This window comes from Sorangium sp. So ce176 (assembly GCF_051519835.1).
Classification (GTDB): Bacteria; Myxococcota_A; Polyangia; order Polyangiales; family Polyangiaceae; genus Sorangium; species Sorangium cellulosum_G.
In genome coordinates this window covers 6579774-6595010 of sequence record NZ_CP150371.1, presented here as the reverse complement: position 1 = coordinate 6595010, position 15237 = coordinate 6579774, and the positions used below count along the sequence as shown (strand labels likewise).

General features: G+C 67.4%; 10 protein-coding genes and 1 pseudogene. 6 read left to right on the top strand and 5 right to left on the bottom strand.

What is annotated here, in order from left to right; translation table 11 throughout:
- Positions 1 to 6: 6 nt before the first annotated feature.
- The 3 genes from WMF42_RS24700 to WMF42_RS24690 form a co-directional block, all read right to left on the bottom strand.
- Positions 7 to 603: a 2-hydroxychromene-2-carboxylate isomerase gene (locus WMF42_RS24700; RefSeq protein WP_061611365.1), complete on the bottom strand. Its 597-nt coding sequence runs from the start codon at positions 601 to 603 to the stop codon at positions 7 to 9.
- 21 nt (positions 604 to 624) lie between these two features.
- On the bottom strand, positions 625 to 1437 hold the full coding sequence (locus WMF42_RS24695; protein ID WP_437685114.1) for a CmcJ/NvfI family oxidoreductase: 813 nt from the start codon (positions 1435 to 1437) through the stop codon (positions 625 to 627).
- 233 nt (positions 1438 to 1670) lie between these two features.
- Complete coding sequence (locus WMF42_RS24690; RefSeq protein ID WP_061611363.1) at positions 1671 to 2582, bottom strand: LysR substrate-binding domain-containing protein; 912 nt, start codon at positions 2580 to 2582, stop codon at positions 1671 to 1673.
- Positions 2583 to 3178: 596 nt separating this feature from the next.
- Between WMF42_RS24690 and WMF42_RS24685 the strand changes: the two genes are divergently transcribed.
- From WMF42_RS24685 to WMF42_RS24675, 3 genes are all read left to right on the top strand, one after another.
- Complete coding sequence (locus WMF42_RS24685) at positions 3179 to 3316, top strand: hypothetical protein (protein WP_199694067.1); 138 nt, start codon at positions 3179 to 3181, stop codon at positions 3314 to 3316.
- 259 nt (positions 3317 to 3575) lie between these two features.
- The gene (locus tag WMF42_RS24680) at positions 3576 to 3935 is read left to right on the top strand and encodes an ArsR/SmtB family transcription factor (RefSeq protein ID WP_061611361.1); all 360 of its coding nucleotides are present in this window, start codon (positions 3576 to 3578) and stop codon (positions 3933 to 3935) included.
- Positions 3919 to 4443 (top strand): SRPBCC family protein, encoded by a 525-nt coding sequence (locus WMF42_RS24675; protein WP_233562320.1) that lies wholly within the window; start codon positions 3919 to 3921, stop codon positions 4441 to 4443. Before WMF42_RS24680 ends, WMF42_RS24675 begins: the two co-directional genes overlap by 17 nt.
- A 69-nt stretch (positions 4444 to 4512) precedes the next feature.
- On the opposite strand, the gene WMF42_RS24670 is transcribed toward WMF42_RS24675, so the two are convergent.
- The gene (locus tag WMF42_RS24670; protein ID WP_155798825.1) at positions 4513 to 4653 is read right to left on the bottom strand and encodes a hypothetical protein; all 141 of its coding nucleotides are present in this window, start codon (positions 4651 to 4653) and stop codon (positions 4513 to 4515) included.
- A complete protein-coding gene (locus tag WMF42_RS24665; RefSeq protein ID WP_061611359.1) occupies positions 4650 to 5144 on the bottom strand; it encodes a carboxypeptidase-like regulatory domain-containing protein in 495 nt (164 codons plus the stop codon). Before WMF42_RS24665 ends, WMF42_RS24670 begins: the two co-directional genes overlap by 4 nt.
- A 1983-nt stretch (positions 5145 to 7127) precedes the next feature.
- Here WMF42_RS24665 and WMF42_RS24660 point away from each other — a divergent pair.
- The 3 genes and pseudogenes from WMF42_RS24660 to WMF42_RS24650 all read left to right on the top strand — a co-directional run bounded on the left by WMF42_RS24660 (position 7128) and on the right by WMF42_RS24650 (position 14776).
- Entirely contained in the window at positions 7128 to 13679 is a 6552-nt protein-coding gene (locus WMF42_RS24660) for an RHS repeat-associated core domain-containing protein (RefSeq protein WP_437685110.1), read from the top strand.
- On the top strand, positions 13679 to 13993 hold the full coding sequence (locus WMF42_RS24655) for a hypothetical protein (RefSeq protein ID WP_063815929.1): 315 nt from the start codon (positions 13679 to 13681) through the stop codon (positions 13991 to 13993). The genes WMF42_RS24660 and WMF42_RS24655 overlap by 1 nt, the downstream gene beginning before the upstream one ends.
- Before the next feature lie 361 nt (positions 13994 to 14354).
- Positions 14355 to 14776: pseudogene (locus WMF42_RS24650) on the top strand (DUF1810 domain-containing protein).
- Positions 14777 to 15237 lie beyond the last annotated feature (461 nt).

The window sequence follows — 15237 nt, the reverse complement described above, 5'->3', positions numbered from 1 at the left end:
GTGGGGTCACCCGGCGCTCGCCTTGGCCAGCGCATCCTCCAGCCTGTCGTTGCCCCAGAACATCTCGTCGCCGACGAAGAAGGTGGGCGCGCCGAATATCTTGCGGCGGATGGCCTCTTCGCTGAACGCCCGGAGCCTGGCCTTGCGCGCCTCTGCCTGGGCCTCTTGCACGTGCTTGCGGCCGTCCAGCCCGAGCTCATCGAGGACCTGCGCCGCCACCTCGTCGGTGTTGATGTCCTTGTCCTCGGCGAAGTTCAGCTGCATCACCCGCCGGCAGTAGTCGCCCACCCAGGGCTGCTCGGCAAAGGCGGCGGCCACGCGCATGGTGTGCACCGCCGCGCGCGGAAAGGTGGTGGGGCGGCGCCATGGCACGCCGTATCTGGCGCATGCTCGGGCGGTGTCCATGAACGCGTATTCGCCCTTTTCCTTCTGCAGCACGAAGGGCGAGGTGTCCCATCCCAGGCGCTTGAAGACCGGGCCCAGCAGGAACGGGCGCCAGACGATGTCGACGCGCGCATCCCGTGCCAGCGGCGTGATCCGCGAGATCGCGATGTAGCTGTAGTTGCTGCCGAAGTCGAACCAGCACTCGACCTGTCTTGTCATGGGTTCTCCTGTTCGTGGCGTTCAGTCGTAGACCACCAGGCAGCGCACTTCGATGCTGCGCCGCAAGGGCGCGCCGCTCGGGATGTGGGGCAGGTCGAAGGCGGCGTGGGGCGTGAAGCGCGAGGTGCCGCTCGCTTGCGAGTCAAACTGCTTGAAGACCAGCGCCTCGTGGGTGTCCATTTCCGAGAAGTAGGCCCAGCGGTGGCCGGGCGCGTGGTGCGACAGGTAGATCTCGCCGACCCGGCGCGGGTAGCGCAGCTCCGCGGGCACCAGGTCACCCACGTTCACGCTGGTGGCGTCGCACACCGCCAGCGGGGTATCCCTCACGACGCCGCCGATGGAGCGCCAGATGTTGACGATGCTGTAGCGGCGCACCGCGGCAGCGGCCTCAGGATCGTTGAGCACCAGGCGCAGGCGCCTGCGGCCGCTGTCTTCCGAGTAGTCGTTGTGCACCCGGCCCAACGCCGCGGCCGCGCTCGCGGCGCCGCTGCGGCCAAAGGTCAGGGGGGGCGGGCGGCCTTCCTCGCGCTTTCGCCGCAGGTGGTCGAACACGAAGCCGCGCGAGGCGCCGGTGACGAGGCAGGCCAGCTCCACGCATTCCGGGTAGTAGACGGCCTGGAGCGCCTCCTCATCATCATCGAAGTTGTGCAGGCGCGAAGGCGCGTCCCACAGCTCGAAGCCCTCGTGGTGGATGCGGGGCGGGGCGGGCGCGAGGCGCGCGTCGACGATCGGCACCTCGCGCAGGTCGTGCTCGAAGTTCTCCCGGGGCACTTCCGGGCCTGTGTCATCAAGGTGGATGACCGGCCGGGCGTCTGCCGGCTTCAGATAGCCCACCGTGCCGCGCACGAATGGCACACGCGGGCGAGATGGCGTGAACGCCGGCCCTCGGCTGCCACGCGGGGAGGAGGCGGGCGCTGGGGCGGCAAGCGTGGCGGGAAGGGAGGCCATGGACGTCAAGGACTTCTCCTCGTGAATGGACCGCAGGGGCGCGGCACACGTCCATTTCAGCTCACCGGCGATGGGCCTCAAGTGAGATTTCGGACGGTCTCGCATTCCTGGCACGCAAGTCAATGCGTGTCCGAGGCGGCCTGGCGGCGTATCCACTGGCACACCCGCTGCACGTCGGGCGTGGGGCTGGGCTCGGATTGGACCAGCCAGTACTGGTAGGACGATGTCCACTGCCCCTGGTCCCATCCCAGCGCCTCCAGGCTGCCGGCCTTGACCAGCGGTGCGACGAGGGCCGAGCGGCCCAGCGCCACGCCCCGCCCGCTGGTGGCGGCATGGATGAGCTGGTCATACTGGTTGAAGCGGATGATGCCCCGGGGCTTCAGCCGTTCCAGCCCCATCAGCTTGAGCTTCTCGTTCCATTGCAGCCAGGGCTGCTTCGGCTCGTCGAGCTCCAGCAGTACGTGCTGCTTGACCACCTCGGCCGCCGGCCGGCCGCGCAAGCGCAGCGACGGATGGGCCACGGGCACCAGCGTCTCTCCAAACAGGGGCACCGCGCCTTCCGGCGCGGCGCTGGGCGCGCAGTAGCGGATGGCGATGTCCACGCCTTCGGCGCGCAGGTCCATCAGCTTGTTGCTGGTGGCGATGCGCACGTCCACGTCCGGCAGCTCTTCGTTCAAGGCGCCCAGGCGCGGCAACAGCCACAGGCCGACCACGCCGATGCTGGCGGTGATCGTCACCGGCTGCCTCTCGTGGCGCTTGTGTATCGCCGCCATCGCGTCCTGAAGCTGTTGCACTGCCATATCGGCCACCTTGAAGAACCTCTCGCCGTCGGCCGTGAAGCGGATCGACCGGTGGCCGCGCACCAGCAGCTTCACGCCAAGCGCCTCTTCCAGGGCCGACACCTGGCGGCTGACGGCAGATTGGGTCAGGCACAGGTCCTCGGCGGCGAGGGTGATGCTCATGCGCCGGCCGACGGCGACGAAGCCCTTGACGAGATCCAGCGAAGGAAGCCGGGCGAGAGGCAGTGACATGCGCAGCGCTCATGTGACGTGGACGTCAAGGATTGTGGGACGGCCGCCCGCCCGTCAAGCGGGTGGTTGAAGGCAGCCACGGTAGCTCACGGTGGTGACCTCGCTCACGCCAAGATCGGCCAACATCTCAATTTTGTGGATTCCCTCACGCGAGCGAGATCGCACAGGGGAGATGATGTCCACTCGATTCCGACCCAGAGGCTGAAACGAAATTTTCTTGACAGGCGCACGGTGTCAGCTCAGGGGGACATCGATGGCGCCGCGGGCGGCGGGCGATTGCCGCAGGCCTTCGTACCAGCGGCGCAGGTGCGGGTCACCCTGCCGGACGCGCGCCCTCGTCCCACGCCGGCAGCGCGGAGCGGTCGCCTGGATCGCGCTGGCTGCTGGTCCACGCCCTCGCTGTCTCGGCCCGCCGCCAGGACGTCGGGTTGCCCCACCTGGGTCGGGTTGTTGGCGTGATGCCGGACGTCGGGCCGCGCACGGGTACGGCGGCGACGCCGCATGCTACGAAGATGGCCATGAACGGCGAGCGCGAGCAAGAGGAAGCGGGGAGCTCGGCCTCTGGCCCGCCCGCGCGACGTCCAGAGAGGGTGGAGGTGAGCGACATCGAACGAGAGATCAGGGCACCGAGGCTGATCTACATCATCGGCTGGACCGTCGAGCTCGTGGTCTTTCTCTCCGTTCTGGGGGGCATCGTCTGGGTCCTCCTGCGAACTTGCAGCGTTGTCGACTAGAATCGGCTCGTGCGGGGAGCGTCGCAGCGCGCGCCGACCTCCGTAACCCGCTTGGGGCGATCCTGATGACCGCGGGATCGCTGCTTGGACCTGGCCGCCTCAGGGAGGGCTACCGCGAGGTCGGCGGCGCGCATCGTCCGTGGTGGCTCCCATCGGAGCCGCTCCCTTGCTGGCGTCGAAGGCGCACGGCAGCGTCGACGCCGCGCGCGTTCGGTCTTGCCTTGCGTGCGGCGAACCCGCCGGGTAGAATGTGAACCAGATGGTTCAGCATTCTGTCGCCCGCCTCGACGCCTCGTTTGCCGCGCTTTCCGACGCAACTCGGCGCGGCGTTCTGGAGCAGCTCGGACGTGCGGACGCTTCGATCACGGAGCTTGCCGAAAAGTTCCACATGACCCTCACGGGCATGAAGAAGCACGTCGGCGTCTTGGAGCGAGCCGGGCTGGTCGTCACCGAGAAGGTCGGGCGCGTGCGGACCTGCAGGCTCGGCCCGAGTCGGCTCGAGGCAGAGACGGCCTGGATCGAAGGGTACCGACAGGTCTGGGCCTCACGCTTCGACGAGCTGGACAAGGTCATCGAGGCACTGAAACAGAAGGAGAAGGTCGATGAACGCAAGAAATGACAGTGAGCTCAACGCCACCAGGAACCCCACCACCGTGGAACCGAAGTCCGAGCGCGAGGTCGTCGTCAGGCGGACCTTCAACGCGCCGGCGCGCATCGTTTTTCAGGCGTGGACCACGCCCGCGCTGTTCAAGCAGTGGTGGATACCGAAGTCGGCGCCGTGCTCCCTGCTCTCTTACGATGCGGATATCCGTACTGGAGGGGGCTACCGCCTCGTGTTCAGCGTCGACGGCACGAAGACGATGGCGTTCTTCGGCAAGTACATCGAAGTGACACCGCACTCCCGGATCGTCTGGACGAACGACGAGAGTGGCGAGGACGGGGCCGTGACGACGGTGACCCTCGAGGAGAAGGGCGACAAGACGCTGCTGGTGCTGCACGAGCTCTACCGCACGAAGGAAGCTCGCGATGCTGGCCTGGCCTCGGGGGCGTACGACGGGATGGAGGAGACGTTCGGCCAGCTGGACGAGGTGCTCGTCACCCTGGGCGCCAAGGGAGGAGCGTCGTGACGTCGTGGCGTCTCGCAGGCCGTTGAAACACGGCCGGAGGCAAGCGCGAGAAAGGCAGCCCGTTGGAAGCTAGGCAGGACTTCGGGGATCCCATGGGCCCTCGTCCCCCGGCTTGATGCGGCGCCTCGGCAGGACGACGCGCCCCACGTCGGTCACCGCGCCCGGCTGCGCGTCCCCCGGGAGCGTCGCGGCGTCGTGGGGCGAGCTCATCGGATCCGACGGCATGCAGAGGAGCACGACGCGCTCTTCCCCGCTTCCACGCGCGCGCGGACTCCCGGAGGCTCCGCGTCGAGCGGGCGCGGCACCGGGGGCCCCTCGCTGACGGAGACGCGGTAATCGCCCGGCGGGAGCCCCGCCTGCGCGAAGCTCCCGTCGGCCTCGGTCGAGGCGAGCGCTCCGGGGGCCCCTCGGGATCCCATCATCGCGGGCGCGTACGCGCGGACGGCGGCGCGGACCGGGTTCTTGTCGCTGTCCACGACCCGGCCGCGGATCGTCAGCCCGGCGCGCACGGTCCACACGAGGTCCTCGATGTCCGAGTCGCCCACCTCCAGGGCCGCGTAGGTCGGCTCGGACACGTGCTGCGCGCAGCCCACGAGCACCTCGTAGGAGCCGCGGCGCAGGCCCTCGAAGAGCACCGAGCCGTCGGCCTCGATGGCGGCGACCTCGCCCCCACCGTTCGCCTGGAGCCGGGCGAGCCGCACACGGCGTTCCGAGAGGCGGGCTCGGGGGCGCACACGCATCAGGGCGCGATCGCCCTGTCAGGGCGCGAACTCGGCCACGAAGATGTCTGATCGGTTGCGGTCCCCGACCAGGGTGCTGCCCGAGATGTCGAGAGTTCCAGAGTAAGGTGCCTGCGAGCGGCCCGCAGCCGAAATCGTACGAGCCGGAGAACCAACCGGCGACCGCGATGTCCCCGCGGGGAGAGGCGGCGACGCTGAACACCTCGCCGAAGATGTCCTCCGTGAGCGGTTGGGCCCAGATCGTCTTGCCGGTCGGGTCGAGCTTCAACACGTACGGGCTCGGAAAATTCCCGGGCGGAGTGACCGGGCCGGTGCCCAGATCGACGGTGCCAGAGAGGGTGCCGCCCAGGATGACGTTGCCCGCGTCATCCACCGCGAGGTGAGCCGCGCCGTCGAACCCGAGGCCGAAAGCCCTGCTCCAGACCGGGTGCCCGCGCTGGTCGAGCTTGATGACCGCCCAGTCGTGGGACCGGTCGCTCGCTGTGTGCAGCCCGACACCGAAGTCGACGCTGCCGGTGAAGGTCGCCACGACGAAGACATCGCCCGCGGCGTTGGTTGCCACCTCCCTGATCGACGTGGCTCCGATGAGGCTGCCGAACACCCGGCTCCAGAGGCCGTTGCCGTCGTGGTCGAGCGTCGCGACGAAGCCGGAGCACACGCTTGAAACGTTGGTGATCGGACCCGCCCCGAGGTCGAAGGTCCCGGCGAAATTCCCTCCCAGCACGATGTTGCCCGCTCGGTTCACCGCGAGATCGGCCAGATGCTCGGTGCCAGCCATCTCGCCTTCGTCGTCCGATGACGGTGAGCCGAAGGATTTGACCCAATGCTGCGGAGGATCCGAGGGGCGGCCCGATCCAGGGCCGGTCTCCGGGAAGCCGCCCGCCGCGCCGGCCGCGTCATCGCCAGGCATGGACACCTTGCCACCGCAGCCGGGCAGCGACGAGAGCGCCGACAACCCCGACGCGAGCGCGAGGCACAGGGCAAGCGGGCCACGAGGAATACCTCTGTGCATGACATGGACCCTTTCCAGTTGTCTTCTGGAGGAACGTCCGGATCTCCAGACGACTGTCAATCTACACCGTGCGCGACCGGACGCAGCTCGCCGCTCGCGAAACGGCGACCCTCGCTCCTCTTGCCCGGGCGCATCGCCGATGCCCAGGCAACGGAGCTGTTTTTGCGTGAGGCGCGCGCTGCAGTGCAGCGGAAGGGCGATCACATCGTCCGCATCCACGACGTCGGCAGGCTCGAGCATCCCCCTCGCTTGCTTGCCAGGCGACATGCGGCGCTGACAGCTCGAGCACCCTCGCCGTCGTGCTCGGGACGTCACCACCTGCCTGTTCGAGCCGTCGTTTCGCCATTGCCAGGCGACTCTACGCACTCGGCTGTCTTCCTCAAGGACGCTTCGGAACGCGGTCAGCGGAGCAGCTGCCACCATGGGCGACGGCGTGCTCGGCGCGAGGCGCCGGAGCCGCTGGCTCGTCGATGGCGTGATGGCACGCCCGCTCGTCGCGGTGCCACGTGGCACGTGCCACGTGCCACGTGCCAGCCGACCGGGGTGAGCATGACCGCGAGATGGAGGGACCTCCGCGCACGGAGATGGAGGGACGCGCAGCGCCGAGCGAGTAGCTCGTGCGTCAGAAGGGGGGGATCCCTCAGCGTCGTTACGAGACAGGGGCGCGAGAGGTAGCTCCGCCAGCCTGCGCACGGGGGCGAACCGTCCGCGGGCGGATCGAGGACCGTCCACGTACCGTCCGGGGAACGGTCCGCGAGGAGCCGCCGCCTGGACCCTCTCGATCGACACAGCTTCGAGCGCTGGCACGTAGGCTGCTCTGCCCTGAGCGCGGATCGCGCCGGCCCGTGTGAGAGCGAGCCGGCGTGCGACGGGATCTGCCTGCGCGGGGTCTCCTTCGCAGCGAGGCGAGAGTTCGTGGACTGGCCACATGCGTGACCGTTCGCTCGTTTTTGCTTTTGATGAGCATGTGCCTTGATGAGGAGAGTCTTGTGATGAGTAACAAACCAAGATCGAAAATTCGACCGCCCGAGCCGTCCATGGCTTCGCGGGACGGTGCCGGAGTCGAGCCGCGCGCGACGCGATCCTCGACGCGCTCCATGGCATCGAGGCGTGAGGCGCTCGTGGGCGCGCGCGCCGCGGCAGCTCTCGTGGTTTCATGCGTCGCGATGGCCAGCTTCGCGGGTTGTCATGGCGACAGCAAGATTCCGCAGGTCGAGCAGGTCGCACAGGTCGGGCAGCAGCAGACCTACGTCCCGCCCGACCCCGCGCATGTCTTCACCGACCTCGCGCCCGCCGCGCACATCTTGCCGGCGACCGCGCGCGACTACCTGCCGGGCTCTGGCGAGGTCGGGGCGGATGGCGCCTACCACTACGCGTTGCCGCTCGAGGTTCCCCCGGGGCGCGGCGATGTGACGCCGCAGCTCTCTCTCGGGTACTCGAGCCGCTCGGGCAACGGCCCGCTCGGCGTTGGATGGAATGTCGGCGGGCTCTCGACGATCCACCCGTGCGACGCGATCGTCGCGACCGATGGGATCGCCGCCGAAGGCGACCGGCTCTGCCTCGACGGCGCGCTGATGGTGCAGATCGGAGCGTTCGAGTTCCGCACCGAGAACGACATGATCGCCAAGATCGTGCGCCTCGGCGACTCGGATTTCAACTGGAAGGTGTACCTGAAGGATCATCGGATCCGGTACTACGGAAGGACATACAGTTCCGATGGTAACGACGACAAGGTGCACAGCTTCCCGCTGGCCGAGGAGCACGATCGCTCCGGGAACATCGCGCGCTACCTGTACAAGGACACTGCGCCTCCCCTCGTCCAGTCGATCCAGTACACCTTTCACAGCGGCGGCGCCGCGGCGCAGCGCGAGATCGTGTTCAACTACAAGGCACGCCCCGATCCGATCGCGCGCCGCGTGAGCGGCGAGGCGTTTCGCTGGGACGAGCTGGTCGACACGATCGTGATGAAGGCGCCGAACCCCGACGCCAAGGCCACGGTATGGACCTACTCCCTGGGTTACGAGACCAGCCCCGACACCGGCTACTCGCGGCTGACGACGGTGGCGCGCTGCGGGGCGGCGGGCGGCTGCTCGTATGCGCGCGAGTTCGACTACTCCAGGTGGAGTGAGTTCGGTGGGGAGCGGTTCGAAGACAAGGTGACGTCGTTCCCTGGTGATCCGCTGGACCCTGCGTCGCCGATGCTGGTAGCGGACGTCGACGGCGACGGTGATGATGACGTGGTGTACCAGGATGCCACGGGCCAGCACCGCATCCACATCGGAGCCGGCGAGCTGCCGCTCTCGGGCTCCTTCGACGTGTCAAACATCGGCTTCATGGGGCAGTCGCAGCCCGTCGACATCGACGGAGACGGCGCGAGCGAGATCGCCGTGCTGGTGCTGCACGGGACCGAGGAGGATATCGAGGAGGCGGACACCGCGGCGGAGTTCCAGGCGCTCTACCATTACGAGATCTGGCGGTGGAACAAGGACGCCCTGGACTTCGAGCTCGTCCCGGGCGTGCTCCCGCCGAACGCCGCGACGGTCGCCCCTGACGCCTACACCGACCCGACGTGCCGCTTTGGAGACATATTCGGGGCCTGTGATCACCTGTTCTTCGCTGACCTCAACGGAGACATGCTCCCGGACATCGTCAAACCGTGGGACGCATCCGTCGACGGGGTATATCAGCCGACAAGTTTCGAGATCTACATCAACATCGGCGGCACGTTCGGTCCGCCGGCGACTCTGCCGCTCGCGCTCGCACCGCATCAGCGGCTCGCGTATCATACCTGGTTCCACGCGACTGTCCGCGACGGGCGGCATTTCGTCCGCTACCTGCGCTACCACGACTGCGCCTCGTGCACGCTGGAGTATGACTCGTGGATCGTGGGACTGCGCGCCGACGGAACAGCCGAGACGCTCCCTTTCGGCGATGACCCATGGCACGATGGAACCACCGGGCCGAAGCCGACCGACATGGACCCCGACGGAGACGGGGTGCGCGAGCTCCGGTGGCTGGCGGCGACCGATCCCTGGTATCCGAGCCACCTCATCCCGATACGCGCCGACATCGACGGCGACGGGCGCGAGGATGTCGTCCTCCACGACAAAAACGCGGACACGATCTCGATCCTGCTGTCGAAGACCCTGGCCAACTCGTCGGCGCCGGTGTACGCGCTGTCCAAGACGCTGACCCACAACCGAGATCTCGCGAAGGTCGTCACCGGCGACTTCGATGGCGACGGTCGCGTCGACATCGCGGGCATCGAGAGCGGCGCCGACAGCAAGCTCGTGATCTGGCCCCAGTTCAACGAGTGGCAGAACGTCGGGATCGCGACGTTTGACGTCGATCTGCTGATCAGCGTCCGCGATACGGACGGCGCGTTCCTGAAGCGCGAGGACATCGTCTACCGGAACGATACGCCGACGGTTATGGTGTCCGACGTGCTTGAGAGCGCCAACGCTCCGGCGGCGGCGGCGGACTGCTCGTCCTCCTATCCCGTCGTCTGCATGAATCGCGGCATCACCGTCGTGGCCGAGCACGCCACCTACAAGCCGACGATGTGGGCCTTCCCGTCGGAGCGGCGGACGCGGTACTCGTACTTCTACCCGTACATCGATGCGCTGGGCCGTGGCTTCCTCGGGTTCCAGATGATCCGGTCGTGGGAGCCCGAGCTGGCCGTCGAGAGCGAGGTTCACTTCAGGAACACGGACCGCGTAGTTACCCAATATCCGTTCGCGTTCATCCCCTCGTCGACGCTCACCACCACGCTCATCCTCGACGTCGAGCTATTCGGGCAGCAGCTCCCGGAATCGACGGCGCTCGCGCGCGTCGTCAAGACCGATCACAGCTTGACGTATCGTGCTCTCAATGGCGGACAGACCTACGTCGTCAACAAGGAGATAACCACCGAGCTCGAGTGGGAAGAAGACGTCGAGGTGGTCTGGGATCCGACGAACGTCGGCATGGTGGACTATCTTGGCGGCGTCGTGACCCCCCAGTCCGCGCCTCGCATGCGCACGATCGATCCGACGTTCGACGACTACGGCAATGTGATCGCGCAGGTCGCGACGACCGAGGGTGGGGTCCGCAGCGAGTTCACGCTCGGCTACGAGACGGCGAACACGACCTCGTGGCTGGTCGATCTGCCGAAGGACTATCGCTTCCGGTCGTGGACACCGAGCCTGCACAACGCGCCGTCCTACCGGCACGTGCGGTTCCAGCACGACCCGCAGGGACGGCTGACCACGCAGTGGATCGAGCCGACCAGCACGGACGACGACATCAAGCAGACGATCACGTACGAACGCGATCCCGCGTACGGCAGCTACGGCCAGGTGACGGGCGTGACGCGGACCGCACCGGGGGTCGTCGAGCCGCGGTTCATCGGCGTCGACTGGCACGACTGGACCGGTGAGCAGATCTTCCCGTCGCGGGAGTGGAACGGGCTCGCGCACACGACCACGTTCGTCCACCATCCGGCCTACGGGTTGCTGCTCGCCGAGGCCAACCCCGATGGGGTCGAGACCTTGTACCAGTACGACGATCTCGGGCGCCCGCGCGGGAAGGCGGTCGAGGGAGGAGACAGCGTCGAGCTGACCTACGCCGAGCGGATGGGCCTGACGATGCCGACGCTCGAGGTGACGGCGACGACCGCGTCCGGGGACGTCCGCTCGACGGTGTTCGACAAGGTCGGGCGGCCGACGATGCGCACCGTCCGTGGCATGGACGGAAACGTCAAGCAGATGACGATGACGTATAATGTGCTCGGGTACCTGCACGGCCGCTCGAACTGGAACGACGGCCTGGGAAATCCCCCTCTGACGCAGCACTGGTACGACACGCTCGGGCGCCCGCGCCGCATCGACCGTCCGGGCGGTACCGAGATCGAGACGACGTACCCCGGCCAGTTCGAGGCGACTCACCACGACGCCAAGGGCGCCGCGAAGCGCCAGGTCGTGGACAAAGACGGCCGCCTCATCGAGACGTATGCCGTCGTCGATGGGGTGGAAGTCCTGTCGTCGCAGGTCGTGTACAAGCCGTTCGACCTTCCGGGGATCACCCGCGACGCCGACGACAATGCGACCGAGCTCTTCTATGACCAGCTTGGCCGCAGGATCCGCGAGGAGGACCCGAACGCCGGCACGACGCGGCTGTTCTACAACGGCTTCGGTGAGATCCGCCGCGCCGAGCGCGGCACGGGCACGGTCGACGCGACGGTCATGAACCGCGATGTGCTCGGTCGCATCCACACGATGAATACGGTCGGCGGCATCGTGACCCTCACCTGGGACGCCCCCAACGGCACCGGCAAGCTCGACAAGGAGTTCAGCGCCGACGGCATGCGGGTGGTGTATAGCTACGACGAGGCGGGGCGGGTCAGCGGCAGCAGGTGGTGGAAAGGGGATGGGAGCGAATGGTTCGATCTCGACGTGGAGCGAGACGAATACGGTCGGGTCATCAAGACCATCTACCCGCAGGCGAACGGGCAACGCCTCACGATCGCGAACGTGTATGACGGCGCGTACGTGGAGCGGGTGGAGGACGTGACGGATCCGGCGAATCCGGAGCGGCTCTGGACGATCACCGAGCGCGCGGCCGACGGAGCGCTCAGCGCCGGCGAGTTCGGCGACGGGCTCGCCTACTACGCGGCCCAGTACGACGAGATGGGGCAGCCGACTCGCCTGCAGGCTTACCGCAGCCCGAGCGACTACCTGATGGACATCGAGTACACGCCCGACGCGAACGGCAACGTCGAGCGGCGCGAGGATCACGTCGTGGGCCGCGTCGAGACGTTCGGGTACGACGAGCTGCACCGGCTGCGGCAGTGGACCAACACGCGCGGCGCGACGTCGCTCTCGCGGAGCTTCGTGTACGATCGGATCGGCAACCTCGAGAAGGTGCTGAGCGGCGCGACCGTCCTCGAGGAGTTCGTCGATCGAGGCGTCGCTGGTCCGCAGAAGCTGGATCACTCGACTGGCGGCGTGACGTACGACTACGACCACCGCGGGCGCCAGACCCGGGCTGGCAATCGCACCATCGTGTACAACGCGTTCGACTTGCCGCGACAGGTGACGCAGGGTGGAACCACATGGTACTACCAGTACACGGCGTCCGGCGAGCGCTTCCGCGAGGTCGATTCGCTCGGCTTTCTGGAGCGCATCTACGTCGGCGGCCTGTACGAGCGGTACGGCCAGACCCATATCCATCACGTGCACGGGCCTGATGGACCGGTGGCCGACATCATCGTCAACGCCAGCGGCCGCCGCGTGAGCTACGTGGTACCCGACGCGCTCGGGAGCACCGCCGTGCGGTTCGACGAGACGCTCGCCCCGGGCGCAGCGCCGGAGCGGTTCCACTACGAGCCGTTCGGTCGCCGTATCGGGGCCGACGGGAGCGCGTGGGCGGGCTCATGGGGGGCGCAGACGCTCGGCTTCGCGGGCGTCGAGCAGGCCCGTCTGGGACTCATCCAGATGGGCGGCCGGGCGTACGATCCGGTCCAGCGCCGCTTCCTCAGCCCGGACCCGCTGGTGAGCGATCCGTACTTCGACCAGGCGAGGCACCGCTACAGCTACGTGCACAACAACCCGGCGACGCTCACCGACCCGACCGGCTACTCACCGGGCGGCCCGTGGGGACCGGTCCCGCCTGCCTGGTTGTGCGGCTACGTCAGCCCGATCCAGCTCTCGTTCGGGGCCTACTCGGGCGGCAGTCCGCTGCCGCAGTTCCAGCCGCGCGCGAGCTTGCCCGACGTGACGCCGGATTCGTACCGCAGCGCCACGCCGGCGGGCCCGCAATACACCGGGCCGGGGTACGCTGGCGGCGACAGGGTCGCGCGGATGCTCATCGATTACGGCGTCGACGCCTGGCTGCAGGAGAACGGCGACACCGCGATCAATGTCTCGCTCGGCGTCTCGTACGTCGCGCTGACGGTCGCCACGTACGGCATGGCGGCCGAGGCCGGCGTGTTCGCCGCCATGAGCGCCCGCGTGGCGAGCTTCGGGGCGACCTCATCGCGGGCGGTCACGGGTGTCGCCGGCGTGGTCGGCGAGGGCGCGCGCCGCTACGGCAACCAGGTCACCCGGTGGGGCGCACAGATCTCGAGCGCGGGCAGGGCTGCAAGGGGAGCGCCGGAACTTGGCGGGTTCGCTCGAGGAATAAGTGTCGACGAGATCCAAGCGATCAATCGGGGCTTTGGCGGGTCGACGACCCTTGCGGGGCACCCATCCGCGGCGCTCGCAGCCGCCGCTCGACAGCAAGGTTTCTTCAACAAGGCCGCTGCGATGATCAGGGATATCGCTGGGGGGCATATGTTCGACGACGCAAATAAGAGAACCGCCCTGGCGGTATACGAGACATTGGCGACCCGAAATGGTATTATGAGCGGTGTGTCCAATGACCGGGTTCGTGCGGTTATTGGTCAAGTGGCGCGTCGCGAACTCAGGACCATCGAGGAGATCGCGGCTAGACTGCGAGGATATTAATGGACACAGATGACTACAAGCTCATTCCAGTGGTGGCAAGACGCCTCGGCCTCAGTCCAATTCCAGCGCAGTGGAAAGGAATCGATGTGGTTCTCCCGATCTTGGAGCGCATGCGCCGCGACGGGGCGATGGTCCTCCTAAAGATTGATGGTGGTAGAGGCTTGTCCGACAACGGCCCATACACCATCCTTGCTTCAGGTGGGCCGCTCAAGGGTGATTTTATTCGCGTGGACGTGTCGTCGATTGAGGATGGGATCGCACAGGTGGTGGTGGAGTACGCGAGAAAGTGCTGGGGTTTCGTTGAGCCATCGTAAGGGGCTGGAGCCTCGCAGACAGAGCGCATGACCGAATAAGCGTTTGCTCGAGCGCGAGCGACTCCGGATCATCCGGGTCGGCGTTCGAGCAAACGTCCCCTCCACTCACCCATGCTCTCGGACCGTCACCGGCTGGCCGGTCCCATCTCCTGGTCTGACTCCCCCCACGCCGCCATGACACGCGCTCGTGTCGTGGAACCTGTCGACGGTCCCCCCGAACTTCGCGATCTGCCCGTCGCGCGCCACCACGAACATCGCTGAGAGCGCGCCGCTCGGCGCCGGCAGGGCGGCGCCCCCGGCGGCTCCGTCAGAGGTCACCCCTTTGCGCCGTCGCGCATGTTCCCGTCGCTCGGCGTAAGGCGTGACGTTACCTACAACCTATAACGTTTCGTGGACGCGCCAGGCTCCGGTCTATGATCGCGTCCTGGCCGAGCTGCGCCGGGGACGTAAGACCAGCCACTGGATGTGGTTCATTTTCCGCAGCTACACGGCCTGGGTTTCAGCGCCATGGCTAGAAGGTATGGTATCGCTTCGAAGGCCGAAGCCGAAGGCTATCCGCAGCACCCGACGCTCGGCCCGAGATTGCTCGAGTGCACTCGCCTCGTGAACCAGATCGAGGGGTGTTCGCTGCACGACATCTTCGACATCCCGGATGATGTCAAATTCTGCTCGTCGATGACCCTGTTCGCTCGCGTGGCGCCGGACAAGGAGACATTCCTCGCGGCGCTCGACAAGTATTGCGGTGGCGAGCCCTATCCGCGAACGCTCGCGCTGCTCGAGTAGGACTGGCCACGCGCCGCGCAGCGCGGCGGCCCTGGCCTCGCCGGGCGCGGGCTGGAGGCAGATCCACCGGTTCGGCGGCCGTCCGTCAGTACCCCCGGAGCTGGTCCGCCTCCTGACCGTGCTCGCGGCCTCCCTGGCCGTCGCCCCATGTTGGTAGCACGCTGGCACGCTGGCACGCTGGCACGCTGGCACGCTGGCACGCCCGAGAAGGCGAGGTCGACGTCGCTCATGGTCCCGTGCTCCGGGTCGAGCGGGACTCAGCGGGCCCGTCCGGCGACCGGGAGAGACCACGGGGATGACCTCGTGACCAACGTCGATCCCGAGGAAAGCAACGCTGCGGGCCGGGTCTACGCTGACAGAGGCAAACTTCGGCAATTCCGCTCGGTTCGCTCCCTTCATGAGCTGGTGTGCAAATTGCTTTACTCGCAGGAGCTGCAAGGAAGGCGGGCAGGCGCCGCGCG